Here is a 25,635-nt window from a genome sequence, read left to right on the forward strand (position 1 = left end):
TCGCGCCTACTTCCCCAACTCGACCAGGAACTGCGCGAACGACAACGCGGCGCCGTCAAAGCCATCGATCTTCGGGTTGGCCGATTCGATCACGTAGTACTCGTTCGGTGCGTGTGCGCCGGTGCCGTAGCCCAGACCGAAATGGCCGGCGGGCAGGCTGAGCGGTGGATCGGTGAACACGAAACCGGGGTAGGAGCCGGCATTGCGCGGCCACAGCAGCGGGTCGATGCCGCGGTTTCTCAGCGCGGCCAGCGCGGCCTGGATCAGCGTGCTGTCGGCGCGCGTTTCGGTCGGGTTGTAGCCGCCGGACACCTTGACTTCGATGTCGCCGTAACCGCGCTTGGTCAGGTGCGACTTCAATGCCGCGACGGCGTCGTCGAACTGCATGCCCGGCACCAGGCGCAGGTCGATCTTGGCTATTCCTTTGTGCGGCAGCACGGTCTTGCCGCCGGGGCCGGTGTAGCCACCGACCAGGCCCTCGATGTTCACCGTCGGCTGCGACACCAGCCGCTCCTGCGCCTGCTGCCACGGCAGGTCGTCGATCCAGTGCGCCACGCCGAGCTGCTTCTTGAGCAGTGCTTCGTCGCGACGCGCGGATGCCGCGGCGATCATCGCCCTGTGCTCGTCGCTCAGCGGCGGTGCCTGCGGATAACCCTCGATGGTGATGCTGTTGCCATCCTCGGAGACCAGGGTGTCGAGCGCCTTCACCAGGCGCCAGGCCGGGCTGTCGACCATCGCCTTGAGCGAGGAGTGCACGTCCTTGCTCGGGCCGCGGCCCCAGCGCTCGCCGCTCGCAATCAGTTCCAGTTCGACGATGCCCTTGGCACCGAGGCTGACGCTGACGACGCCATCGAGGCCCTGCATCGCGGTCGGCATGAACACGCCGACGGTCTTGGCGAGCGCCGCCTGCACCTTCGGCGTATGCACGAGCTGGCGGATATGCACCGAGCCGATCTCTTCCTCTCCCTCGGCCACGAGCACGAGGTTCACCGGCAACTTCTGGCCTGCAGCCTTGTACGCATGCAGCGCAGCCAGGAACGCCGACTGCGGCCCCTTCTGGTTGACCGCACCGCGGCCCATCATCACCTTGCCGACATCGGGCACGTCGACGATGCGCCCTTCGAGCGGCGGCGAACTCCACTCGGACGCGTCGTACTGCTTCACGTCGTACATGAAGTACACACCCACCGTCTTCGCTGCACCGGCATCCAGCGTCGCGAACACCCCCGGCTTGCCGTCGGTCGGAATGATCTCGACCTGCTGGAAACCCGCCTCCCGCAACAACCGCGCCTGATACTCCGCACCCTGCGGATAATTCAGATCCTCCGCCGCAATCGACGGCAACGCGATCCAGTCCTTCAGCCGCTTCACGTTGGTGTCGTGTTGGGCGGTGAGCTGGGCGCGGATCGGGGCGAGGTCGGTGGCGGCCGCGACGGCCGAGCCGGCGAAGGCGAGCAGTGTCGCAATGGCAAGGCTCAGGCTTGCAGCGGAGCGAAGTCGGTTGGGCGTCATGGGAAGAGCCTTTGGGTGGGTGACGAGGTAGTTCTACCAGACGACAAACCGCTTCAAGTGAATTTGAGGCGAATCGCTCCATTCAACAGCTGCGCCGGGTCGCTACTGGGCCTTGGCCCGCCCGCGTATGATCGGCGGACGGTTTCACTCTGGGCGGGGCAATGATGCGCCAGAAGACGATGTGGATGGCGCGCGGCGAATCGGGTCGGCTCTACGACGAGCTGCGGGAGCGAGGCATTGTCGCGATTGGTTGGTGGGAGATGATGGATTGGAAGCCTGGCGAATCGCGCTCCGATCTTGCGAAGCGCTTCGTCGCGCATCGGCCGGAATACAAGCGGGGCACGATCATTTCCGGCGCTTCTCAAGTCTGGCGATTCATCAACGAAATTCGTGAAGGCGACCTGGTGCTCACCTACAGTCCGTCGTTGCGCAAGTATCTGGTCGGTGAGGTAGTTGGTCCGGCCAAACCTGAGCCGGAGCTTCGGGATACTGGTATTGCGATTTCCCGCAAGGCGAAATGGCTGGGCGAGGTCGATCGCGACGTGCTCTCGGTACCGACAAAGAATTCGCTCGGCTCGACCTTGACCGTGTTCAAGGTGCCGAGCGATGCAGCCAACGACATCATGTCGGCCCTGAACGGAAAGCCGAAGGCAACACCACCACTGAAGTCGAAAGGCATTGTCGAAGACGAAGAAGACGAAGACAGCAGCGTCGAATCACAGAAGTTGCTGGAAGACACCGAGGCGCGGGGGCGCTCCTTCATCGAGGACCGCGTCTCCAAACTTGCTTGGGATGACATGCAAGAGCTGATCGCTGGGATTTTGCGAGCGATGGGATACAAGACGCGGATTGCCAAGGCCGGGCCAGATCGTGGCGCCGATATCTTCGCTTCCCCGGATGGCCTCGGATTTGAGACTCCGAGGATCGTTGTCGAAGTGAAACATCGCCAAGGTTCGATGGGCAGCAAGGAAGTGCGCAGTTTCCTGGGCGGTCGACACAAGGATGATCGCGGCCTCTACGTGAGCACCGGAGGTTTCAGCAAGGACGCCAGATACGAAGCCGACAGGGCGAGTATCCCGGTTACGTTGTGGGAACTTGAAGACATCGTCCGCTACTTGGTTGAGTATTACGATCAGCTCGACAGCGAAACGCGACAGTTGGTGCCATTGAAACGAATCTACTGGCCGGCGTAGGGGTCAATCCGCCAACAGTGGCCTCGCGTCGCGGATTGGTATGCTCCAAGCAGACCCCTGAGACACAGCGGCGCTAGTTCTGAGCGTTACCGCCTTGGCCAAACTCATTCACCGAGCTGAATTCATGCCCGCCGAAACCCATTCCCAAATTGCGTCCTTCATCTGGAGCATCTGCAATTTGCTCCGCGGGCCCTACAAGCGGAACGAGTACCGCAAGGTCATTCTTCCGCTCACCGTCTTGCGCCGTTTCGATTGCATTCTTGCGCCCACGAAAGCGACGGTGCTGAAAGAACATGCCGCCATCAAAGCCAAGCCGGAGAACATCATCCGGCACAAGCTTTGTGCAGTGACGGGTCACGCGTTCTACAACCTCTCGAAGCTGGACTTTTCGCGTCTGCTAGACGATCCGAATCAGCTCGCGCCGAACCTCAACAGCTACATCAATGGCTTCTCGCCGAATGTCCGCGCGATCATGGAGCGCTTCGGCTTCGATGCGCAGATCGCCAGGATGGCCGACAAGGACCTGCTTTACCTGGTCATCAAGCAGTTCGCTGCGATCGATCTGTCTCCTGTCCGTGTCGACAACGTTCAGATGGGCTACGTCTTCGAAGAACTCATCCGGATCGGCGCGGAGCAATCCAACGAGGAGGCTGGGGAGCACTTCACGCCGCGCGAAGTGATCAAGCTCATGGTCAATCTCCTTCTCGCGCCCGAGAAGGACCTGGCGCGCAGCCACGTCGTCAAGACCATCTACGATCCTGCCTGCGGCACCGGCGGCATGTTGTCGGTCGCCGAGAAGTACATCCGCGACCTCAATGCCGATGCACAGCCCAAGCTGTTCGGGCAGGACTGGAACGACGAAGCGTGGGCGGTGTGCAAGTCGGACATGCTCATCAAGGGCGAGGACGCCGACAACATCATGCTCGGCGACACCTTCACCAAGGACGGCTTCGACCGCGACCAGGACGGCAAGAAATGGACCTTCGACTACATGCTCGCCAACCCACCATTCGGCGTGGAGTGGAAGCAGCAGCAGAAGTACGTCGAGAACGAAAAAAACACGCTGGGCTTCGCAGGACGCTTCGGCGCGGGCACGCCCCGTGTCAATGACGGTGCGTTGCTGTTCCTCCAGCACATGCTGGCCAAGATGCGTGCGCCGCAGGACGGCGGCAGCCGTATCGCGATTGTCTTCAACGGCTCGCCGCTGTTCACTGGCGACGCGGGGGGCGGCGAGAGCGAGATCCGTCGCTGGATCATCGAGAACGATTGGCTGGAAGCCATCGTCGCGCTGCCCGAACAGCTCTTCTACAACACCGGCATCTCGACCTATCTGTGGGTGCTCACCAATCGAAAAGAGAAGCACCGCAAGGGCAAGGTCCAGCTCATCGACGCCCGCCAGTTCTGGGTGCAGATGGAAAAGAGCCTCGGCAACAAGCGTCGTCGCATCGGTGATCCCGCCGACAAAGAGAAAGATCCCGACCATATCGGCGAACTGACCAAGATCTTCGGTCGATTCCAGGGCGGCGAAACGCGCACGTTCAGCGAGGAAGACCCGATCTCTCACCAGCCCGTACCGCGCCAGCGCGTCGTCAGCATGGTGTTCGACAACGAAGACTTCGGCTATCACAAGATCACCGTCGAGCGCCCGTTGCGATTGAACTTCCAGGCGAGCGCCGAGCGCATCGCTCGGCTCGAAGACGAAAGTGGCTTCAAGAACCTTGCGAGCAGCGCCAAGAAAGACCCTGCTGTACGCCTGCAGGAGATCGACGCCGGCAAGCAGCGACAGGAAATCGTCCGCGCGCTGCTGCGCGAATTCGCGCAAGCCACTGAGGAAAAGTTGTTCAAGGACCGAAAAGCGTTCCTCGCCGCACTCAAGCGTATCGACGAGCAGAAGGGTGTGCGCCTCAGTGCGCCCGAGCTGAAAGCCGTACTTGCCGCGCTGGGAGAGCGCGACGAGACCGCCGAGATCTGCCGCGATCGCGAAGGTCGCCCCGAGCCCGACACCGACCTGCGCGACACCGAGACTGTGCCGCTCAAGGAAAGCATCGACGCGTATTTCAATCGTGAGGTGCTGCCGCACGTTCCCGACGCATGGATCGACACCAGCAAGACCAAGGTCGGCTACGAAATCCCGCTCAACCGCCACTTCTACCGCTACGAGCCGCCGCGACCGCTGGAAGTCATCGAGGCCGACATCAAGCGGCTCGAAGGCGAGATCCTTGATCTGCTCAAGGAAGTCACGGCGTGAGCGAGGGGCCCCAATCTCAATCGAGCATCATCCTGTACCAGACCGAGGATGGCCGCACGCGCATCCAATGCCGATTCGATGGCGACACTCTCTGGCTGACGCAGGCGCAGATCGCGGAGTTGTTTCAAACCTCGATCCCCAACATCAACCTGCACCTGAAGGCGATATTTTCAGAAGCGGAGTTGGCGGAGGCGGCAACCATTAAGTCTTACTTAATGGTTCGAACCGAAGGGGCGAGACAGGTGTCCCGCGACGTTCTGCACTACAGCTTGCCCGCCATTCTTGCTGTCGGCTTCCGCGTCCGCAGCCATCGCGGTACGCAGTTCCGCCAGTGGGCGACGGCGCGCTTGCAGGAGTATCTCGTCAAGGGCTTCACGATGGACGACGAGCGGCTCAAGAATCCGCCCGGCAAAGGTCATCAGGATTACTTCGACGAGCTGCTCGAGCGCATTCGCGATATCCGCTCTTCGGAACGGCGTTTCTACCAGAAGGTGCTCGATATCTACGCGACCAGCGTGGACTATGACCCGGCCGTCGAAACAACGCAGCAATTCTTTGCCGCCGTGCAGAACAAGATGCACTGGGCCACGCACGGATACACGGCGGCCGAACTGATCCACGAGCGCGCCGATGCCGGGCAACCGTTCATGGGGATGCACACCACCCGCCCCGGCGGTCGCGTGCGCAAGGAAGACTCTCTCGTCGCCAAGAACTACCTGACCGAAGCGGAACTGCAGGTCCTCAACCGCATCGTCAATCTCTACATCGAATACGCGGAGTTGCAGGCGCTCGAGCGCCGGCCGATGACGATGCGCGACTGGATCACGAAGTTGGACGAGTTCCTGAAGATCGCGGGACGCCAACTGCTCGACCACGCCGGCAAGATCAGTGCGGAGGCCGCCAAGGCCAAAGCCGAACGCGAATTCGACCGCTATCACGCACTCATGGACGCCCAACCACGTCCGGTAGACGCGGACTTCGAGCAGGCCGTGAAGCAGTTGCAGCAGCAGCCCGGACCGCCGAAGCGCAAGCCGAAGAAGCGAGACCAGTCGTGAAGTTCGCTGCCTACCCGCGCACCAAGCCCAGCGGCGTCGAATGGCTCGGCGATGTGCCGGAGCATTGGGAGGTGAAGCGGCTCGGATACGTTACTCAGTGCTTGGACGGAATGCGCATTCCTCTAAACAGCGAAGCCAGGAGTGACAGGCGCGGAGACTATCCGTACTGGGGTGCAAACAGCATCGTGGACCACGTTGACGCTTGGTTGTTTGACGAGCCTCTCGTCCTACTTGGGGAGGATGGAGCGCCTTTCTTCGAACGCAACAAGACTGTGGCCTTCTTCGTGCAGGGAAGAATTTGGGTGAACAACCACGCCCATGTTCTGCGACCGACAAAGTCATGTGACCCTCGCTACTTGTCCTACGCCCTCAACCAAACGCAGTTCGGTGCGTTCATCGACGGCGCAACGCGAGACAAGCTCACGCAAGCGGACATGAACAGCATCCCTGTGGCGTATCCGCCGCCAGACGAGCAACAAATGATCGCCGCGTTTCTTGATCGAGAGACCGAGCGGTTTGACCGCTTGATGAAGCGGAAGCGGCAATTGATTGCGCGGCTAAAGGAGCAGCGCACCGCGCTCATCTCCCGCACCGTCACCCGCGGACTGCCGCCCGCTTCTGCGCGTGCGGCTGGTCTCCCCGAAAGCCCGCCTCTGAAGCCCTCTGGTGTGGAGTGGATTGGCGATATTCCTAAACATTGGGATCTCGTGGCATACAAGCGCGTCTGCACTCGCGTCGATGTTGGAATCGCCGAGGCAGCCACTCATGCTTACTGTGACGATGGCGTGCCAATCATTCGCTCGACCAATGTGAAGGCCAACAAGCTGAACACCTCGGACGTGCTTCGCATTGAGCCTTGGTTTGCTGAAAAGAACCGAACAAAAACGCTGCGAGCGGGCGACCTCGTCACCGTCCGAACCGGGTACCCTGGAACGACGGCTGCCGTTCCGCCGGAGTTCGACGGATGCCAATGCTTCACACTCGTTCTTTCGACACCGAAGAGAACAGCGCACGGCCCATTTTTCTCCTGGGTTCTGAACTCGAATCCAGGCGCGAGCTACTTTGAAATGGAAGGTTGGGGCACAGCCCAGACGAACATCAGCGTTCCCATCGTGCGGTTCATGCCCGTTCCGCGCCCCCCACTCCCGGAGCAAGTCGCGATTGCGGCCTATCTGGACGCGGAGACCGCGAAGCTGGATGCGCTGGTGGGGAAGGTGGAAGCGGCGGTCGAGCGGTTGCAGGAATATCGAACTGCGCTCATCACCGCGGCCGTTACCGGCAAAATTGACGTGCGCGCTAGCGTTATCATCCCGACAGAACCTCGAGTAACCTCTGCCCGTCCATGAACTACCGAGACTTACTACCCGAAGAATGCCCGCCGGAAGCAGCGGAGGAAATTGCCGCGCCACGGGATGTTTTTCGTCTTGTGCGCAACATGCCGCCAACGCTGGACGATTTCCGCTCGCAGCGAGCCGAGAAGCCTGAGACGGTTTTTCAGGTGTCCGAGTGTCAGGCTCGTGGGCTTTCGGTTTTTGCCGAACGCCAGGACGCCGAGGCGAGGGCACTCAAGTTGCCGCGGTTTCGCGGTTGCTTGGTCTGCCGTGTCACGCTCGAAGCGGGAGCGGGACGCATTCAACAGACGTTCCAACCCAGTCATCACACTTGGTGGCCGCTGGCGGCCTTCGATATTTTGACGCACTGTGGAATGGAAACCGCATGAAGACGATCCGCCACACGTCGACACTGTTTTACTACGATGGACCGCAGGTCTTCGAGGCCCGCGATGCAATCGGCGGTCATTACGTTGGTGTAATGGTCGATCCTGATCGTGGGATAGATCGCTACTTGGTCGCAGGCATCGAACCGGAACGATTGCGGCAATTTCGCGGTGGTTTGTTGGACCTGAGGAGTTTGCTGGCGGAACGAGCGATTGAAGAGTGGTTTTTCGCGGTTGCGCCTGGTGGCATGAACGAACCGCTGGTCTTGGAGCCCGCAACAGGCAAGCTCGCTGAGAATGAACTTCTTCCCGAACCCGGTTTCTTGATGCACGACCGACCGGCAGAGGAACTCGCGCTGCGAGAAGCGCGAGAGCGCAACAACCTTGTGCTTGAGATTGCCGCGGATCCGCCAGAGGCGGCAGAAGAGCACCGCATTCGAGTCGGGACGTTGGTGGAGTTGCTGGGGCACGTTCAGCTTATGGTGAAGCACGCATATGGCACAGCTTTGCGTGAACTGTCGCCCGGTAACCGTCGTGCAATTGACAGGACTGACGCCCATTTGATGGACGTGGTTGTTCCTGCGGCGGCAGGGTCGTTCCGCGTCGTTATGGAAGCGTCCAAGACGCCGAACATGTTCGGTCAAAGCGAGCTCGCGCGCGCGCTGCAAAGGTTGGATGTGCTGTTCGAGAACTCTGGCAATCCCGAGGCGGTACTGGCCACAGTCAAAGCGCATCGCGGCCATCTCGCGGGGGCTTATCTCCGATTCCTTCGATTTCTCGTGCAGCACAAGACCGGGCTGCGCTATTCATGGGCCGAACCGGGTTTCACCAAATCGAGCACTCGTGCCGTCAAGGAGGCCGACGCCGGGCCCTTGGTCGATGCATTGTCTGGAATTTCCAATCTCAGCGGCGAATCGGTCACGCTCGTTGGAGCATTTGAAAAGGCGAATCGAGGATCAGGCACATGGGGTTTGCTGACTGAGGACGGCGTAATGTCCGGCAAAGTCAAAGAGGGTGGGCCAAGCCTTGAGGGCCTCAAGATTGGCGGGAACTACAGGTTCTCGTGCATTGAGGAGATCGAGGAAGTCGAAGCAACCGGCCGGGAACAGCGGACTCTATACCTGATCGAGCACGAACCTGCCTGAGTGCGAGACGCGATTTATTTGATGGTTATTTGATGGGAGTCTCCGAGTGCACGAGTTCGGCCTGGATTTTCAACTCGTGCCCGCTGATTTTCAAAGAGTTCACCGCCTTAACCCTTCGCCAGCTCTTTTGACGGCAATTTGATTCCATGCCCCAAACGAACGAAAAGGCCTTCGAGACCTACGTTGAAGAAATTCTGCTGACGCGCGGCGGATGGAAGTCCGGCAGCAATGCGGAGTGGGACAAGGAGCGGGCGTTGTTTCCGGCGCGAGTGTTTGCGTTTGTCGAAGAGACGCAGCCGAAGCTTTGGGCGGAGATGCGGGCCCTGCACGCGGCCGGGTTGGAGGCGCTGCTGCTCACCGCGTTGGTCAAGGAGCTGGACGGCAAGGGTGCGCTGCATGTGTTGCGGCACGGATTCAAGTTCTACGGGAAGACGTTTCGACTCGCGTACTTCAAGCCCGCACACGGTGCGAACTACGAAGTGCTCGCGTTGTTCAACAAGAACCAGCTCACGGTGACGCGCCAAGTGCCGTGTCATCGCGGGGACAACCGTACGCTGGACATCGTGCTGTCAGTGAACGGACTACCTGTCGCTACGATCGAGTTGAAGAATCCCGGCACCGGCCAGAATTGGCGGCACGCCGTGCGGCAGTATCGGGAAGACCGCGACGCACGTGAGCCGTTGTTCGACTTCAAGAAGCGTGCGCTGGTGCATTTCGCTGCCGATCCCGATGAAGTCCACATGACCACGCGGCTGGCGGGAGAGAAGACTGTTTTCCTGCCGCTCAACCGCGGCAGCCATCCGGGAAAGATCATCTGTGGTGCGGGAAATCCACAGCACGAGTCGGGTTATCGCACCGGTTACTTCTGGGAAGACGTGCTCCAGTTCGCGAGCTTCATGGACCTCCTTGGCCACTACCTGTTTCTTGAAACGAAAACGGAAAAGGTGGACGACGAGCGCGGCGGACACCGCGTCGTCACGAAAGAGACGATGGTCTTCCCGCGCTTTCACCAATTTGACGCCGTGGGAAAGCTGGTCGAAGCCAGCCGCGATGAAGGGCCGGGACGAAACTACCTGATTCAGCACTCTGCCGGCAGCGGCAAGACCAACAGCATTTCATGGCTCTCGCATCGTTTGGCGTCCCTGCACGACAGGAACGATGTGAAAGTCTTCGACTGCGTCGTGGTCATCACCGACCGCCAAGTGCTCGATCGGCAGCTGCAGGATGCGATCTATCAGATCGAACACGCGCAAGGCGTGGTGAAAGCAATCGATCAGGATTCGAAGCAATTGGCGGCGGCGCTGATTGACGGGACCAAGATCGTCATCACGACGCTGCAGAAGTTTCCATTCGTGCTGCGCGGGCTGCTCCATGCTGCTGGCGCGGAGAGCCAGGAACAAGCCAGCGACGAACAGAAGTCGGAGGCGGCGAAGTGGCAGGCAGAGATTGCCAAGCGACGCTATGCGCTGATCGTCGATGAGGCACACTCCAGTCAAAGCGGCGAGACGGCGCGGGAGTTGAAGGCGATCCTTGGCACGTCGGCCAGCAACGAGAACCCGGAGGAAGAGCCAGATTGGGAAGATCGCCTGAATCAGGTGATGCAGTCGCGAGGTAGACAGCCCAATCTGAGCTTCTTTGCCTTCACTGCGACGCCCAAGGGCAAGACGCTAGAACTGTTCGGGCGCAAGGGTGCGAGCGGACTGCCCGAGGCGTTCCACCTCTACTCCATGCGCCAGGCGATCGAGGAAGGATTCATTCTCGACGTCGTGAAGAACTACACCACCTACGCCACGTATTACCGGCTGGTGAAAGCGGTGGAGAACGATCCCGATCTGCCCAAGAAGAAGGCAGCGAGGGCGCTCGCCAAGTTCATGAGTCTGCATCCACACAATATCGAGCAGAAGACCGAAGTGATGGTGGAACACTTCCGCCAGAAGGTGAAGAGCCATCTCGGAGGGCGAGCGAAGGCGATGGTGGTCACGTCGTCTCGATTGCACGCAGTGCGCTACATGAACGCGTTCCAGCGTTACATCGAGGAAAACAAGATTGCCGAGGTTCGTCCGCTCGTTGCCTTCAGTGGGACAGTAAAGGACCCGGAAACCGGTCTCGAGTACACAGAGACGGGCATGAACATGGATTGCGTGAGCGGAAAGGGCATCAGCGAAAAGCAGCTGCCCGAGCGATTCGCCTCGCCCGACTATCAAGTGTTGCTGGTAGCTAATAAGTACCAGACCGGCTTCGACCAACCATTGCTGTGCGCTATGTACGTGGATAAGCGACTTGATGGCGTGCAGGCTGTGCAAACGCTCTCGCGCTTGAATCGGATGATCCCCGGCAAGCAAACACCGTTTGTGCTGGATTTCGTCAACGAGGCCGAGGACGTCTACCGCGCCTTCAAGCCCTACTACGACGCGACGAGCTTGCAGGAAGGTTCAGACCCGCAGCAGTTGGAAAAGCTGAAGCATGAGTTGGACGCCTTGCAGGTCTATTACTGGAGTGAGGTCGAGGCGTTCGCTCGCGTGTTCTACAAGCCTTTGGCGCTGCAAAGCGCCCAGGATCACGCGGGGATGCAACTCCATCTTCAACCTGCGGTGGATCGGTTCAAGGCCATGACGGATGAACCCAAGCGCGGTGAATTCCGCGAGAAGTTGAGCGGCTTCGTCAACATCTACTCGTTCATGAGCCAGATCATGCCGTACGGCGATCCGGCGCTGGAAATGCTCTACAGCTATGGGCGGTTTCTGCTGCCGCACTTGCCGCTCGACCGTGACATCGAACGAGTGAAGCTCGGCGACGAAGTCGGCCTGCAGTACTACCGTCTGCAGCGCATCTACTCCGGCGAGATCACGCTGCGCGACGGCGACCCCGAGGGCGTCAAGAGTCCCACCGACGTCGGTACGGGCAGGTCGAAGGACGAAAAAGTGCCCTTGTCGGAAATCATCCAGATCCTGAACGAGCGCTTCGGCACGAATTTCACCGACGAAGATCGCTTCTTCTTCGAGCAGATCCGCCAGAAGGCATCCAGCAACGAACAGGTCATCCAGCTTCGCCGCGCGAATCCCTTCGACAAGTTCCAGTTGGGCCTGAGGCAGCTGATCGAGAATCTCATGATTCAGCGCATGGCCGACAACGACAAGATCGTCACTCGCTACATGGACGACAAGGAGTTCGGTAGTGCTGCGTTCGCCGTACTGTCGAAGGCGATCTACGACTCGATTTCAGCCAGCGAGCAGGATTCAGGGAGAGGCTGACCCGAGGCTCATCTGAGCAGTGGGTCAGGATCGAGACCCAGGAACCCGCTCCCCGCTCTGCGGGTCGACGCCCGTGGGGCTGTGGTATCGAGGCATCGCGCCGGGAGGGCGCTCCTACGCTTCCTCCATGAAGGTTGGAGGGATGGAGAGCGGGCCGCAGAAACAACAACGCCGGCACAAGGCCGGCGTGGTGTCTTGAACATGGTGCCCAGGAGAGGACTCGAACCTCCACGAGTTGCCCCGCTAGTACCTGAAACTAGTGCGTCTACCAATTCCGCCACCTGGGCAGGTGCTTGCGCGACTGAAATCGTGCAAGGGCGCGCACTCTAAGGATGGTGGTGGGATTTGTCAACGCGCGCGGCGCTGCGCGGCCATTGCGCTTACCATGTGCGCATGATCGGGAGCGACCAGTGACGAAACGTGGCAGTGGCAAGGGCGCGGGCGGGGCCGGGGCGGGTGATCGGCGGGCGCGCGGGCCGGGCAAGCGGGTGGGTGCTGGAGTAGGTGCGCCGGTGGGCGCGCGCGGGGGCAAGCCGGGGGCGAAGCCGAAGAAGGCGGCGCCGTGGTTGCCGGATGTGTTGGTGATGGCGCCGGTGCGGGGTGAGCGGGCGTCGGTGGCCGGAAAGAGCATCGCGCCCAGTGGCACACCGCCCAAGCGGCGTGGCAGTCGGTATGCCGATCCGCAGGGCGAGCGCGAATTGCTGCGTTATGAGAATCCGATCCTGTCGCGCGAAGGCATCATCCAGTTCCTGAGCGAGTCGGCCGAGTTGATGACGGTCGAGCGCATCGCGATCAAGCTCGGTTACCGCGACGAAGAACGGCTGGACGCACTCACGCGCCGCCTGACCGCGATGGTGCGCGACGGCCAGTTGCTGGTGAACCGCCGCGGCGGTTACGGCGTGGCCGAGAAGCTCGACCTGATCGCCGGCTCGGTGATCGCCAATCCCGACGGTTTCGGCTTCCTGAAACCGGACGACGGCAGCGACGACCTGTTCATTCCGCCCAACGAAATGCGCGCGGTGATGCATGGCGACCGCGTGCTGGTGAACGTCACCAATATCGACCGTCGCGGCCGTCGCGAAGCCGCGATTGCGGAAGTGCTGGAGCGACGTCGCCCGCGCCTCGTCGGCCGTTTCGACGAGCGCCGCGGCCTCGGCATCGTCATTCCCGACGATCGTCGCCTCAACCAGGACCTGCTGATCCCGCCCGACCAGCGTGGCGGTGCCGTCGCCGGCCAGATCGTCGTCGCCGAAATCGTCGAACCGCCGACCAAGGAACGTCCGCCGCTCGGGCGCGTCGTCGCCGTGCTTGGCGAGAAGCTGACCGCGTCGCTGATCGTGCGCGTCGCGATCGAATCGCATGGCCTGCCGCATGAATGGCCGATCGAAGTGACGCGCGAAGCCGAACGCGTCGAACCGGAAGTGAGCAAGCAGGACCGCGAGATGCGCGTCGACCTGCGCGACACGCCGCTCGTGACCATCGACGGCGAGGACGCGCGCGACTTCGACGACGCCGTGTTCTGCGAACCGCGCAAGGGCGGCGGCTGGCGACTGCTGGTCGCGATCGCCGATGTCTCGCATTACGTGCCGGTCGGCAGCGAACTCGATCGCGAGGCGTTCGATCGCGCAACCTCGGTGTATTTCCCCGGCTTCGTCGTGCCGATGCTGCCCGAGACCCTGTCGAACGGCATCTGCTCGCTGAACCCGAACGTCGAACGCCTGTGCATGGTCTGCGAGATGACCGTCAGTGCCGAAGGCGAAGTCTCGCGCTCGCGCTTCTATCCGGCGGTGATGCGCTCGCACGCCCGCCTGACCTATACCCGCGTCTGGCGTGCGCTCGGCGAGCGTGATGCCGACGAACGCGCGGCGATGGCCGACCTGCTGCCACACCTCGAGCACCTGCACGACCTGTACAAGGCCTTCGTGAAGCGCCGCAGCGAGCGCGGCGCGATCGAGTTCGAATCGCAGGAAGTGAAGTTCTCGCTCGGTGCCGCCGGCGAAGTGCTGGCGATGCAGCCGCAGGCGCGCAACGACGCCCACAAGCTGATCGAGGAATGCATGATTGCGGCCAATGTCGAGGCCGCGAAATTCCTGAACAAGGCCAAGGTGCCGGCGCCGTACCGCGTGCATCCGTCGCCGCCGGAAGAGAAGTTCGAGGAACTGCAGGCCTTCCTGGCCGAGTTCTCGCTGAGCCTGCCGCCGCATGCATCGGTGAAGCCGGGCGACTATGCCGCGCTGCTGCGCAAGATCCGCAAGCGCCCGGATGCGCTGCTGCTCGAACAGGTGCTGTTGCGCTCGCAGAGCCTCGCCGTCTACCACCCGGACTGCAACGGCCACTTCGGCTTGGCGCTCGATGCTTACGCGCATTTCACCTCGCCGATCCGGCGCTACCCAGACCTGCTCGTGCATCGCGCCATCCGCCATGTGCTGAACGGCGGCAAGGCCGCGAACTATGAAGCCGGCCCGAGCGAAATGCTGGCGCGCGCGCAGCACTGCTCGCAGCGCGAACGTCGTGCCGATGAAGCCTCGCGCGAAGTGAACGAGCGCTACCAGTGCGCGTGGATGAGCAAACACGTCGGTTCCGAGTTTGACGGCATCATCAGCGGCGTCACCTCGTTCGGACTGTTCGTCGGCATCGCCGACACCGGCGTCACCGGCCTGATCCACGTGACCCAGTTGCCGAACGACTACTACCACTTCGATGCCGTTCGTCGCGAAATGGTCGGCGACCGCCAGGGCCTGCGCTTCCGCCTCGGCGACAGCATCCGTGTGCAGGTGCTGCGCGCGAGCATGGAAGAGCGCAAGGTCGATCTGCGCCTGGTGCCACCGCCGCAGGTGCAGGGCCAGCGCCCGGCTGCGGTGCATGCGCCGCGCGCGGAACAGGGGCGCGATGCGCGCCAGGGACAAGGGAAGAAGAAACGATGAGCAAGGACATCCTCGCCGGCATCCACGCCGTCGAAGCGGCGATGAAACATGACGCCGGCAACGTGGTCGAGATCATGGTCGCCGATGCCGCCAAGAACCCGCGCCTGAAGCGCCTGGTCGACGAGGCGCGCGAGCTCGACATCAAGGTGCATGCGCGCGACATGGCGCAACTCGACAAGCTCTGCGGCGGCGAGCGCCACCAGGGCGTGGTCGCGTTCTACAACGCGCCGGCGGCGAAGTCGGAGAAGGACCTGCCGGCCCTGATCGAGGCGGCGGGCAGCGAAGCGCTGTTCCTGATCCTCGACGAGATCACCGACCCGCACAATTTCGGCGCTTGCCTGCGCAGTGCGCTCGCGGCCAAGGTCACCGCGGTGATCGTGCCCAAGGACCGCGCGGCGCCGCTGAACGCGACCGTGCGTCGCTCCTCGGCCGGTGCCGCCGACCGCATCCCGATCGTGCGCGCGACCAACCTGGCGCGGGCGATGGACGTGCTCAAGGAAGCCGGCGTCTGGATCAGCGGTCTCGAAGGCGAGGCCACGCAGTCGATCCACCAGACCGACTTCCGCGGCCCCTGCGCGCTCGTCATGGGCGCCGAAGGCGAGGGCATGCGCCGCCTCACCCGCGAACGCTGCGATTTCCTCGTCACCATCCCGATGCCGGGCCCGATGGAATCCCTCAACGTCTCCGTCGCCACCGGCGTGGCGTTGTTCGAAGTCGTGCGCCAGCGCGCGGCTTGATTGACGAAGCGGAAGTTGACCGCCGATGCGCGGCTGAACGGGTCGATGATCGGGTATTGACAGTGTACATACAGGCGAGCACGATGCCGCCATGGACATTCGTTTCGAACTCAACGGGACGAGTTTCGTTTGGGATGCCGCCAAGGCCAAGGCGAATGCGCTGAAGCATGACGGCATCACCTTCGATCGAGCGGCCGAGGTGTTCTTCGATCCCTTCTTCCGGATTGTCGATGCCGACCGGAACGACGAAGCACGCGACGCAGTAATCGGATACGACACGCTGGGGCGAATGTTGTTTGTCGTGCACGTTGCATTCGAAGATGACCACATTCGCATCGTCTCGGCTCGCAAGGCCACCAAGCAGGAGCGCGATCAGCATGATTCCTGACAAGCTCAAGGCTCGCATGAAGAAGGACCGCGCGATGACCAGCATCACGTTGCGCGTGCCGGTGGACGTCGTCGAGTCGCTCAAGGCCATCGCGCCACACAAGGGCATGACCGGTTATCAGGCTTTGCTCAAGGCCTATGTGAGCGAAGGATTGCGCCGCGATGAATCGACTCACCTGTTCGGCCCCGCCGCTCGCCTGGCTCAAGCGTTGCGCAAGCGAGGCGTATCGGCGAAATTGATCGAAGAAGCGGCGCAGGAAGCGTCGGCGTAACCCATGCGGCAGGCCTGTTGGTCCACACGCACTGCCGGATGTTCGAACGATGGATGGTCGATCCGCGCGAAACCGCCAACCGCTCAGCGCGCGCCGTTCTTGCGTTGCCCACTGCGCGCCCACTGACGCTTGCGCCAGCGGCGTTCGCTGCAGACCAGCAGGCGGCGCATCGGGCGGCGTAGCAGGGGCAGGTCCTGGGCGAGCAGCAGCAGGCCGAGCGGCAGCATCCAGAAGCCGACGACGGGAAGAAAACCGACCACACCGGCGACGCTGAACAGCAGTGCGAGCGGAACGCGCACCCAGCGCGAGCCCGGTTGGCGCAGCCAGCGCAGGAAATGCGCGAAGCGCCCGGGAAAGCGGCGCTCGACGCGGCGGAACGTGCGATGGATGCCACGCTCGTCCTTGTCTTGCTTCATGCCGATTCACTCCGATGGGCCAATGCGCGCCGCGCGATCCTCGGCCAATCGCCGCTGTCGCACAACCGCGCCGGTCGCGCCGCCATCGCCTGTATTCGTTTTCATCGGCGCTAGAGCCAAGGCTCTAGCGACGGCCCCGTATAGCTGAAGTCACACTGGTTCCGGCGGCGACGCACTTCCGCGTCGAGCCTGCTTGCGTGGCGGGGCAATATGGGCGAAGACCTTCGGCAAGGCTTGTACGACCCGCGCTTCGAGCGCGACAGTTGCGGTTTCGGGCTGATCGCGAATCTCGACAACGCGCCCTCACGCGCGCTCATCGATGCCGCGCTGACCGCGCTCGAGCGCATGGCGCATCGCGGCGCGGTCGGTGCCGACGGCAAGTCCGGTGATGGCTGCGGATTGCTGCTGCAGCGTCCGGAAAAATTCCTGCGCCATGTCGCTGCCGAAACGGGCATCCGCCTCGGCCCGAGTTTCGCGGCCGGCAATGTGTTTCTGAGCCGGGACGCCGCGCGCGCAAGCGCGGCACGTGCGGTGCTCGAGGCCGAGTGCCACGGGGTCGAGCTGCGCGTCGCCGGCTGGCGCGAGCTGCCGACCGATAGCGAACCCTGCGGTGCCCAGGCGCTGGCCAGCATGCCGCGCATGGAGCAGGTGTTCGTGATGCCGACGGTGGCGATGGACCAGTCGAGCTTCCAGCGCGCGCTGTTTCTGGCGCGTCGGCGCAGCGAGATGCGCCTTGCCGACGATGCCGATTTTTACGTCGTCACGCTGTCGGCGCACAGTCTCGGCTACAAGGCGATGGTGCTGCCGGCCGGCCTGCGTATTTTCTATCCGGATCTCGCGCACCCATTGCTGGCGGCTGCCTTCGCGACCTTTCATCAGCGTTTCTCGACCAACACCGCGCCGCAATGGCGGCTGGCGCAGCCGTTCCGCCTGCTCGCGCACAACGGCGAGATCAACACCATCGAAGGCAATCGCCACTGGGCCGAGGCGCGCAGCGCGAAATGGCGCACACCGGCGATCGACCTGCGCGAGCTGAAGCCGCTGGTGTCGCTGAGCGGCTCGGATTCGATGAGTCTCGACAACATGCTCGAGGTGCTGCTCGCCGGCGGCATGGACCTGCTGCAGGCGATGCGCGTGCTGATTCCGCCTGCGACCGGCAGTCTCGAAGCGCGCGATCCCGACCTGGCCGCGTTCTACGACTACCACGCATTGTCGATCGACCCATGGGATGGCCCCGCCGGCATCGTGCTGTGCGATGGCCGCCATGCCGGTTGCACGGTCGATCGCAACGGCCTGCGTCCGGCGCGCTGGCTGATGACGCGGGATCGCCATCTGGTGATCGGTTCGGAAACCGGCATCTACGACATCGACGCCGCCGACATCACCGCCAAGGGCAAGATCGGTCCCGGCGAGATGATCGCAGTCGATCTGTATTCCGGCGAGTTCCTCGATTCGCCCGCGATCGACTCGATCAATCGCGCGCGCGCGCCGTTCAAGCGCTGGCTGAAGCAGGGCAACCGTTACCTGATCTCGGACCTGATCGACCCCGCGCTTGCGACCGAACCTTTCGACGCGCCGACGCTGCATCGTCATCAGAAGCTGTTCCAGTTGACCCGCGAGGAGCGCGAGGACCAGTTGCGCGTGCTCGCCGAGACCGAGCAGGAACCGATCGGCTCGATGGGCGACGATACCCCGCTCGCGGTGCTGTCGCGGCAGACGCGTTCGCTCTACGACTATTTCCGCCAGGCCTTCGCGCAGGTCACCAATCCGCCGATCGACCCGCTGCGCGAGCAGTGCGTGATGAGCCTGGTCACCCAGATCGGGCGTGAGGGCAATGTCTTCGAGATGGCGCCGGAGAACGCGCGCCAGACCGTGCTCAACTCGCCGGTGCTGTCGCAACGCAAGCTGCGGCAGATGCTGGCACACGAGGAGTTTGCCAGCGCACACCAGCGCTTCCCGCTGCATTACGCCGAATCGATCGGGCTCGAACAGGCCATTCGCGACTTGTGCCTGCAGGTCGAGGCGGCAGTGCGCGCCGGCACCGTGATCGTGATCCTGAGCGACATGCATCCGCAGCCGCAATGGCTGACCCTGCATGCGCTGCTCGCGACCGGTGCGGTGCACGACCATCTGGTGCGCGTCGGCCTGCGCTGCGAGTGCAACCTGATCATCGAGACCGGAACCGCCCGCGACCCGCACCACTTCGCCTGCCTGATCGGCTATGGCGCGACTGCGGTCTATCCCTACCTCGCGTACCAGACGCTGATCGAACTGGCGCGCGGCAAGGTGATCAAGCCCAAGCGCGGTGGTGAGCTGATCGAGCTCGGGCGCAGCTATCGCCGCGGCATCAAGAAAGGCCTGCTCAAGATCATCTCGAAAATGGGCATCAGCACCATCGGTTCGTATCGAGGGGCACGCCTGTTCGAGATCATCGGCCTGAAGCAGGAGGTCGTCCGCCTGTGCTTTGCGCACACGCCGAGCCGCATCGGCGGCGCCGGATTCGCCGATCTCGAGGCCGACGCGCGCGCGCTGCACGCGCTCGCCTTCGAAGCCGCTGGCGACATCGAAGCTGGCAGCCTGCTCAAGTATCGCCACGGCGGCGAATACCACATGTTCAACCCGGACGTGGTGCAGAGTCTGCAGCGCGCAGTGCTGACCGGCGACTACGCCGACTATCGCGTCTACGCCGAGCACGTGAACACGCGTCCGGCCTCGGCCCTGCGTGATCTGCTCGCACTGAACCTGCGCAGCGAGCCGCTGCCGATCGATCAGGTCGAAACGCTGGAATCGCTGCTGCCGCGCTTCGATTCCGCCGGCATGTCGCTCGGCGCCTTGTCGCCGGAGGCGCACGAGGCGCTGGCGATCGCGATGAATCGACTTGGCGGGCGCTCGAACTCGGGCGAAGGCGGCGAAGATCCGGCGCGCCACGGCACCGAGAAAATGTCGAAGATCAAGCAGGTCGCTTCCGGCCGCTTCGGCGTCACCCCCGAATATCTGATCCATGCCGAGGTGCTGCAGATCAAGATCGCGCAGGGCGCCAAGCCGGGCGAGGGTGGCCAGTTGCCGGGGCACAAGGTCAACGAGCTGATCGCGCGACTGCGCTACGCGCGTCCGGGCATTGGCCTGATTTCGCCGCCGCCGCACCACGACATCTACTCGATCGAGGATCTGGCCGAACTGATCTTCGACCTCAAGGAAGTGAATCCCGCGGCGCTGGTTTCGGTGAAGCTGGTGGCGCATGCCGGCATCGGCACGATCGCTGCCGGCGTCGCCAAGGCCTATGCCGACATGATCACCATTTCGGGTTACGACGGTGGCACCGGAGCCAGCCCGATTTCCTCGATCAAGCATGTCGGCGGTCCATGGGAGATGGGCATCTGCGAGGCGCGCCAGACGCTGCGCCGCAATGGCTTGCGCGGCAAGGTGCGGTTGCAGGTTGATGGTGGGCTCAAGACCGGTCTCGACGTGGTCAAGGCCGCGATCCTCGGTGCCGACAGCTTCGGTTTCGGCACCGGTCCGATGATCGCGCTCGGCTGCAAGTACCTGCGCATCTGCCACCTCAACAACTGCGCCACCGGCATCGCGACCCAGGACGAACGTCTGCGCGAGGGTCATTTCACCGGCCTGCCCGAGCGCGTGATGAACTACTTCCGCTTCGTCGCGATGGAGACGCGCGAATGGCTGGCGCGACTTGGCGTAGCGCGGCTGGATGACCTGATCGGGCGCACCGATTTGCTGTGCATCCTTGAAGGTGAGACCGAGAAGCAGCAGGGTCTCGATCTGCAGCCGCTGCTGGCCGAGGATGCAGCGCTCGACGACGTGCGCAGCTGTGCCGCCGGAACGCGCAACCCGCCGCGCGACCCGGCGGTGCTCGCGACGCGCATGGCCACGGACATGACGGCCGCCATCGCCGGCAGGCTGGGTGGTGAATTCGAATACACGATTCGCAATGCCGACCGTGCCATCGGTGCACGCATCTCCGGCATGATCGCGCGCCAGCACGGCAACCACGGCATGCGCGACAAGCCGGTCCATGCGCGCTTCAAGGGCCACTGCGGGCAAAGCTTCGGTGCCTGGAATGCCGGTGGACTACACCTGCATCTGGAAGGCGATGCCAACGACTACGTGGGCAAGGGCATGTGCGACGGCAAGATCGTGATCCGTCCGCCGCACGACGCACGCTTCATCGCGCGCGAGACGCCGATCATGGGCAACACCTGCCTGTATGGCGCCACCGGTGGCGAGTTGTATGCGGCCGGGCGTGCTGGCGAGCGCTTCGCGGTGCGCAACTCCGGCGCGACCGCTGTGGTCGAGGGCGCCGGTGACCACTGCTGCGAATACATGACCGGCGGCGTCGTCGTGGTGCTCGGTCGCGTCGGGCAGAACTTCGGTGCCGGCTTCACCGGAGGTTTTGCCTATGTGCTCGATCTCGAACGCGATTTCGTCGATCGCTACAACCACGAGCTGATCGATATCCTCCGGCTCTCGCCGGAAGGCATGGAACATCACCTGCAGCATCTGCAGCGTCTGGTGCGGCGCCACGTGTTCGAGACCGAGAGCGCTTGGGGTCGCACACTGCTCACCGAATACCGCGATTACCTCGGCAAGTTCTGGCTGGTGAAGCCGAAGGCGGCGAGTCTCGAGTCGCTGATCGACACCCTCGGGAGGGCGGCATGAGCAAGCAAGGCGGCAAGCCCGGCGTGTTCCAGTTTCTCGACGTGCCGCGGCGCACGCCGCGTGAGCTGGCGGTGCCGGTGCGCGTGCTCGGCTGGAACGAGATCTACGGCGGTTTCGACGCGCCGGGCGCGCTCGAGCAGAGCGCGCGTTGCCTCGACTGCGGCAATCCCTACTGCTCGTGGAAATGCCCGGTGCACAACGACATTCCGAACTGGCTGGGTCTGGTCAAGGAAGGGCGCCTGTTCGAAGCCGCCGAGCTCGCGCACAGCACCAACCCCTTGCCGGAAATCTGCGGCCGCGTCTGCCCGCAGGATCGCTTGTGCGAGGGTGCCTGCACGATCAACGTCGGCTTCGAAGCGGTGACCATCGGCGCGGTCGAAAAGTACATCGTCGATGAAGCTTTCCAGCAGGGTTGGCGACCGGACCTGTCGCGCGTGGTCGCCACCGGCAAGCGCGTCGCCATCATCGGTGCCGGGCCGGCCGGCTTGAGCTGCGCCGATCGACTAGCACGCATCGGCATCGAAGCGCATGTGTTCGATCGCTACGAAGAGATCGGTGGCCTGCTGACCTTCGGCATTCCGCCGTTCAAGCTGGAGAAGCAGGTGATCGCGACGCGGCGTGCCGTGCTCGAAGCCATGGGCGTGCGCTTCCATCTCGGCGTCGAGATCGGCCGCGATCGCACGCTCGACCAGTTGCTCGCGGAATTCGACGCAGTGTTCGCCGGCACCGGTGCGTATCGGTACGTCGATGCGCAGTTGCCGGGGCAGCAACTCGCCGGCGTGTTGCCGGCGTTGCCGTTTCTGGTCGCGAATGGGCGTCGCGTGCTGCATGGCGAGGCACAGGATCGCGGCCAGGAGGCCGCTCCCACAATGAGGCCGATCGCGGGTTGGTCGCTGTCGGCGCCGGAGATCGATGTACGCGGCAAGCGCGTGGTCGTGCTCGGTGGTGGCGATACCGGCATGGACTGCGTGCGTACCGCCGTGCGCCTCGGTGCGCGTGAGGTGACCTGCATCTATCGCCGCGACGAGGCGGCGATGCCGGGCTCCAAGCGCGAAGTGAAGAACGCGCGCGACGAAGGCGTGCAGTTCCTGTTCAACCGCCAGCCGCTCGCGATCGAAGGCGACGCGCAGGCCACCGGCGTGCGCGTGGTCGAGACCCGCGCCGCGGCGAGTGGTTCGCGCAGCGTCGGCCCCGAGATCGTCGATGGCAGCGAGACGGTAATCGCTGCCGACATCGTGCTCCTCGCCTTTGGCTTCCGTCCCGACCCGGCCAATTGGTTGACGCAACACGCACCCGAGCAGACCCCCGACCAGCGCCTGCTCGTCGGCCAGAACGGCCGCCTGCCGTTCCAGACCGCGAACCCGAAACTGTTCGCCGGCGGCGACCTCGTCCGCGGCGCCGACCTCGTCGTCACCGCCGTGCACGACGGCCGCGAGGCGGCGGCGAGTATCGGGAAATTGCTCGGCGTCGCCTGACCGGGGACCTACTCGTCCGATCCCTCATTGACGCCTTCGAACAGGAAGGTGCTGAGGTAGCGTTCGCCGGTGTCGGGGAGCATGGCCAGGATCACGGTTCCTGGATCGGAGGCGCGTGCGACCTTGAGTGCGGCGGCGAAGGTGGCGCCGGAGGACAGGCCGCAGAAGATGCCTTCGAGGCGGGCAAGGTCGCGGGCGCAGTCGCGGGCTTCGATGTCGCCTATGGTGGCGATGTGGTCGAACACTTCGCGGTTCAGCACCGGCGGAACGAAGTCCGGGGTCCAGCCCTGGATCTTGTGCGGAGCCCATTCGCGACCGCTGAGCAGGGCCGCACCTTCGGGTTCGGCGACGCAGATGCGCAGGTCCGGGCGCGCCAGCTTGAGCATTTCGCCGGCGCCGGTCAGGGTGCCGCCGGTGCCGTAGCCGGTGACGAACCAGTCGAGGCGTTTGCCGGCGAAGTCGCTCAGGATTTCCGGGCCGGTGCTGTTGCGGTGATAGGCCGGATTGGCGCGGTTCTCGAACTGGTCGGCGAAGAACGCGCCGTGCTCGGCGGCGTATTCACGTGCGCGTCGCACCATGCCGCTGCCGCGTTCGGCCGCCGTGGTCAGGATCACCTTGGCACCGAAGGCGCGCATCAGCTTGCGCCGCTCGACCGAAAAGGTCTCCGACATGAAGCTCACGAATGGGTAGCCGCGTGCAGCGCAGACCATCGCCAGCGCGATGCCGGTGTTGCCCGAGGTCGCCTCGACCACCATCTGCCCGGGCTTGAGCACGCCGCGCGCTTCGGCGTCGATGACGATGCCGAGCGCGAGCCGGTCCTTGACCGAGGACATCGGGTTGAAGGCCTCGATCTTGACGTACATCGAGACTCCGGCCGGCGCCAGTCGCTGGATGCGCACGATCGGCGTGCGCCCGATGGTGTCGAGGATGCTGTCGTGAAGCATGGCGACCTCCGTGGTGGGGTCGCTAGCCTAGCGTGGGTCCAGCTTCAGCCGGACACTGTTCTCGGCGCGCGAAAGAGCCTGGCTGAAGCCAGACCCACATTGGGGCGCTCTCCGTGGGTCCAGCTTCAGCTGGACGCGCTCTCCGTGGGTCCAGCTTCAGCTGGACGCTCTCCGCCTCAAATCGTCTTCACCACCAGCCTGAAGTCGATCGCCGCGAGGTAGTCCCGTTCCTGTTCGAGATCGGTCTGGGTGAGCGGATGCGATTGCAGCCAGCGGTCCGGCAGCGATAGCCGCAGCGTGCGTTCGCCGCCTTCGATCGCGAGCTTGGGCACGCGCTCGTCAACGCGCGAGCGGTGCAGCAGTGCGGCCAGGCGCAGCAGGATCACGAGGCGCTCGGCGAACGGCGCGGCGCGTGACGGAAGTGCCTTCAGCGCATTCACCGGAACGCCGCGGCGGTGCCCGCGCACGACGGTGGCGAGCACCTGTTGTTCGAGGCGGGTGAAGCCGGCGAGATCGGAATTGGCGAGCACGTATTCGGCGTGCTGGTGGTGCTGGCTGTGCGCGATCGCGAGCCCGACTTCATGCACGCGCGCCGCGAAGTGCAGCCAGGTGCGATGGCTCTCGTCCAGACCCCAGACTGCGGCAACCGCATCGAACATGGTCAGCGCGCTGCGTTCGACGCGCTCGGCATGGGTCTCGTCGACGCTGTAGCGCTGGCACAGTGCCTGGATCGTCGCCTCGCGCGGGTCGCTGTGTTCGGCGCGCCCGACCATGTCCCAGAGCAGGCCTTCGCGCATCGCGGTTTCGCAGGCCTGCATCGACTTGATACCGAGCGTCTCGATCACCGAGTGCAGGATCACCGCGCCGCCGGCAATCACGCTGCGGCGCTCGTCGCTGAGCGTCGGCAGCTTGATCGCATCGACTTGCCCGGCCTTGACCATGGCGTCGCGGATTTCGTCCATCACTGCGCGCGTGATGGTGCCGTCCTTTTCGCCAAGCTTGTGCGCAATGTCGCCGATCGCCTTGATCGTTCCCGACGAACCCCAGCACTCCTTCCAGCCGCGCGCCTTGTACTCGGTGGCGAACTGCTGCAGTTCGAGCGCGATCGCGGTACGCGCATCATCGTAGCGGCGACGGGTGATGGCACCGTCCGGGAAGTACTTCAGGGTCGAGGCGATGCAGCCCATCTGCAGGCTCTCGCGCTCGATCGGACTGAAGCGTTCGCCGATGATGAACTCGGTCGAACCGCCGCCGATATCGACCACCAGACGGCGCTTGCCGCTCTCTGGAATGCCGTGCGCGACGCCGAGGTAGATCAGGCGTGCCTCCTCACGTCCGGAGACGATTTCGATCGGATGCCCGAGCGCGCTCTCGGCGGCGATCAGGAACGCGCGCGGCGGCTTCGGCTTGCGCACGGTGTGGGGGCCGACCGCCCAGACGCGGTCGTCGGGCAGGTGCGCGATGCGTTGCCCGAACTGGGCCAGGCAGTTCAGTGCTTGGCGGCGCTTGTCGGCGCTGAGCGATCCATCCTCGCCGAGGCCTGCGGCCAGACGCACCGCTTCGCGCAAGCGGTCGATGACCTGCAACTGCCCGCGCTCGTAGCGGGCCACGACCAGATGAAAGCTGTTTGAGCCGATATCGACCGCAGCCAGTTCTTCGCCTTCGGGCAGCACGCTGTGCAT

Annotated in this window: 17 protein-coding genes and 1 tRNA gene; 13 read left to right on the forward strand and 5 right to left on the reverse strand. The window is 63.5% G+C overall.

Translation table 11 applies throughout. The features are described from left to right. Window positions 1-6: 6 nt before the first annotated feature. Window positions 7-1,512 (reverse strand): M20/M25/M40 family metallo-hydrolase, encoded by a 1,506-nt coding sequence (locus IPG63_14420; GenBank protein MBK6728407.1) that lies wholly within the window; start codon window positions 1,510-1,512, stop codon window positions 7-9. A 179-nt stretch (window positions 1,513-1,691) separates the two neighbouring features. On the opposite strand from IPG63_14420, the gene IPG63_14425 reads away from it, so the two are divergent. The 7 genes from IPG63_14425 to IPG63_14455 all read left to right on the forward strand — a co-directional run bounded on the left by IPG63_14425 (window position 1,692) and on the right by IPG63_14455 (window position 12,121). Continuing rightward, window positions 1,692-2,705, forward strand: coding sequence for a restriction endonuclease (locus IPG63_14425; protein MBK6728408.1), 1,014 nt, complete (start codon window positions 1,692-1,694; stop codon window positions 2,703-2,705). A gap of 124 nt (window positions 2,706-2,829) precedes the next feature. Beyond that, the gene (locus IPG63_14430) at window positions 2,830-4,953 is read left to right on the forward strand and encodes an SAM-dependent DNA methyltransferase (GenBank protein MBK6728409.1); all 2,124 of its coding nucleotides are present in this window, start codon (window positions 2,830-2,832) and stop codon (window positions 4,951-4,953) included. Next, window positions 4,950-6,008: a virulence RhuM family protein gene (locus tag IPG63_14435; protein ID MBK6728410.1), complete on the forward strand. Its 1,059-nt coding sequence runs from the start codon at window positions 4,950-4,952 to the stop codon at window positions 6,006-6,008. Before IPG63_14430 ends, IPG63_14435 begins: the two co-directional genes overlap by 4 nt. Further along, window positions 6,005-7,354, forward strand: coding sequence for a restriction endonuclease subunit S (locus tag IPG63_14440; GenBank protein MBK6728411.1), 1,350 nt, complete (start codon window positions 6,005-6,007; stop codon window positions 7,352-7,354). Before IPG63_14435 ends, IPG63_14440 begins: the two co-directional genes overlap by 4 nt. Next, window positions 7,351-7,728, forward strand: a complete 378-nt coding sequence (locus IPG63_14445) for a hypothetical protein (GenBank protein MBK6728412.1) — start codon at window positions 7,351-7,353, stop codon at window positions 7,726-7,728. Before IPG63_14440 ends, IPG63_14445 begins: the two co-directional genes overlap by 4 nt. Further along, a complete protein-coding gene (locus IPG63_14450) occupies window positions 7,725-8,870 on the forward strand; it encodes a hypothetical protein (GenBank protein ID MBK6728413.1) in 1,146 nt (381 codons plus the stop codon). Before IPG63_14445 ends, IPG63_14450 begins: the two co-directional genes overlap by 4 nt. Before the next feature lie 146 nt (window positions 8,871-9,016). After that, window positions 9,017-12,121, forward strand: coding sequence for a type I restriction endonuclease subunit R (locus IPG63_14455; protein ID MBK6728414.1), 3,105 nt, complete (start codon window positions 9,017-9,019; stop codon window positions 12,119-12,121). A 202-nt stretch (window positions 12,122-12,323) separates the two neighbouring features. Here IPG63_14455 and IPG63_14460 read toward each other — a convergent pair. Beyond that, window positions 12,324-12,408 (reverse strand) — tRNA-Leu (locus IPG63_14460). 45 nt (window positions 12,409-12,453) lie between these two features. Here IPG63_14460 and rnr point away from each other — a divergent pair. From rnr to IPG63_14480, 4 genes are all read left to right on the forward strand, one after another. Further along, entirely contained in the window at window positions 12,454-15,045 is a 2,592-nt protein-coding gene (gene rnr, locus IPG63_14465; protein MBK6728415.1) for a ribonuclease R, read from the forward strand. Then, on the forward strand, window positions 15,042-15,782 hold the full coding sequence (gene rlmB / locus IPG63_14470) for a 23S rRNA (guanosine(2251)-2'-O)-methyltransferase RlmB (protein ID MBK6728416.1): 741 nt from the start codon (window positions 15,042-15,044) through the stop codon (window positions 15,780-15,782). The genes rnr and rlmB overlap by 4 nt, the downstream gene beginning before the upstream one ends. Window positions 15,783-15,873: 91 nt before the next feature. Continuing rightward, window positions 15,874-16,170: a BrnT family toxin gene (locus IPG63_14475; protein ID MBK6728417.1), complete on the forward strand. Its 297-nt coding sequence runs from the start codon at window positions 15,874-15,876 to the stop codon at window positions 16,168-16,170. Next, a complete protein-coding gene (locus tag IPG63_14480; GenBank protein ID MBK6728418.1) occupies window positions 16,160-16,441 on the forward strand; it encodes a hypothetical protein in 282 nt (93 codons plus the stop codon). Before IPG63_14475 ends, IPG63_14480 begins: the two co-directional genes overlap by 11 nt. 83 nt (window positions 16,442-16,524) lie before the next feature. Here IPG63_14480 and IPG63_14485 read toward each other — a convergent pair whose 3' ends face one another. After that, window positions 16,525-16,857 (reverse strand): hypothetical protein, encoded by a 333-nt coding sequence (locus tag IPG63_14485; protein ID MBK6728419.1) that lies wholly within the window; start codon window positions 16,855-16,857, stop codon window positions 16,525-16,527. Window positions 16,858-17,067: 210 nt separating this feature from the next. Between IPG63_14485 and gltB the strand changes: the two genes are divergently transcribed. Together gltB and IPG63_14495 are read left to right on the forward strand one after the other, a co-directional pair. After that, window positions 17,068-21,534 (forward strand): glutamate synthase large subunit, encoded by a 4,467-nt coding sequence (gene gltB, locus IPG63_14490; GenBank protein MBK6728420.1) that lies wholly within the window; start codon window positions 17,068-17,070, stop codon window positions 21,532-21,534. Further along, a complete protein-coding gene (locus tag IPG63_14495) occupies window positions 21,531-23,009 on the forward strand; it encodes an FAD-dependent oxidoreductase (protein ID MBK6728421.1) in 1,479 nt (492 codons plus the stop codon). Before gltB ends, IPG63_14495 begins: the two co-directional genes overlap by 4 nt. 8 nt (window positions 23,010-23,017) lie before the next feature. Here the strand turns inward: IPG63_14495 and cysK are convergent, their stop codons facing one another. Next, window positions 23,018-23,953, reverse strand: a complete 936-nt coding sequence (gene cysK / locus IPG63_14500; protein MBK6728422.1) for a cysteine synthase A — start codon at window positions 23,951-23,953, stop codon at window positions 23,018-23,020. A 176-nt stretch (window positions 23,954-24,129) separates the two neighbouring features. Continuing rightward, the gene (locus IPG63_14505; GenBank protein ID MBK6728423.1) at window positions 24,130-25,635 is read right to left on the reverse strand and encodes a Ppx/GppA family phosphatase; all 1,506 of its coding nucleotides are present in this window, start codon (window positions 25,633-25,635) and stop codon (window positions 24,130-24,132) included.

This window comes from Lysobacterales bacterium (assembly GCA_016703225.1).
GTDB lineage: Bacteria > Pseudomonadota > Gammaproteobacteria > Xanthomonadales > Ahniellaceae > JADKHK01.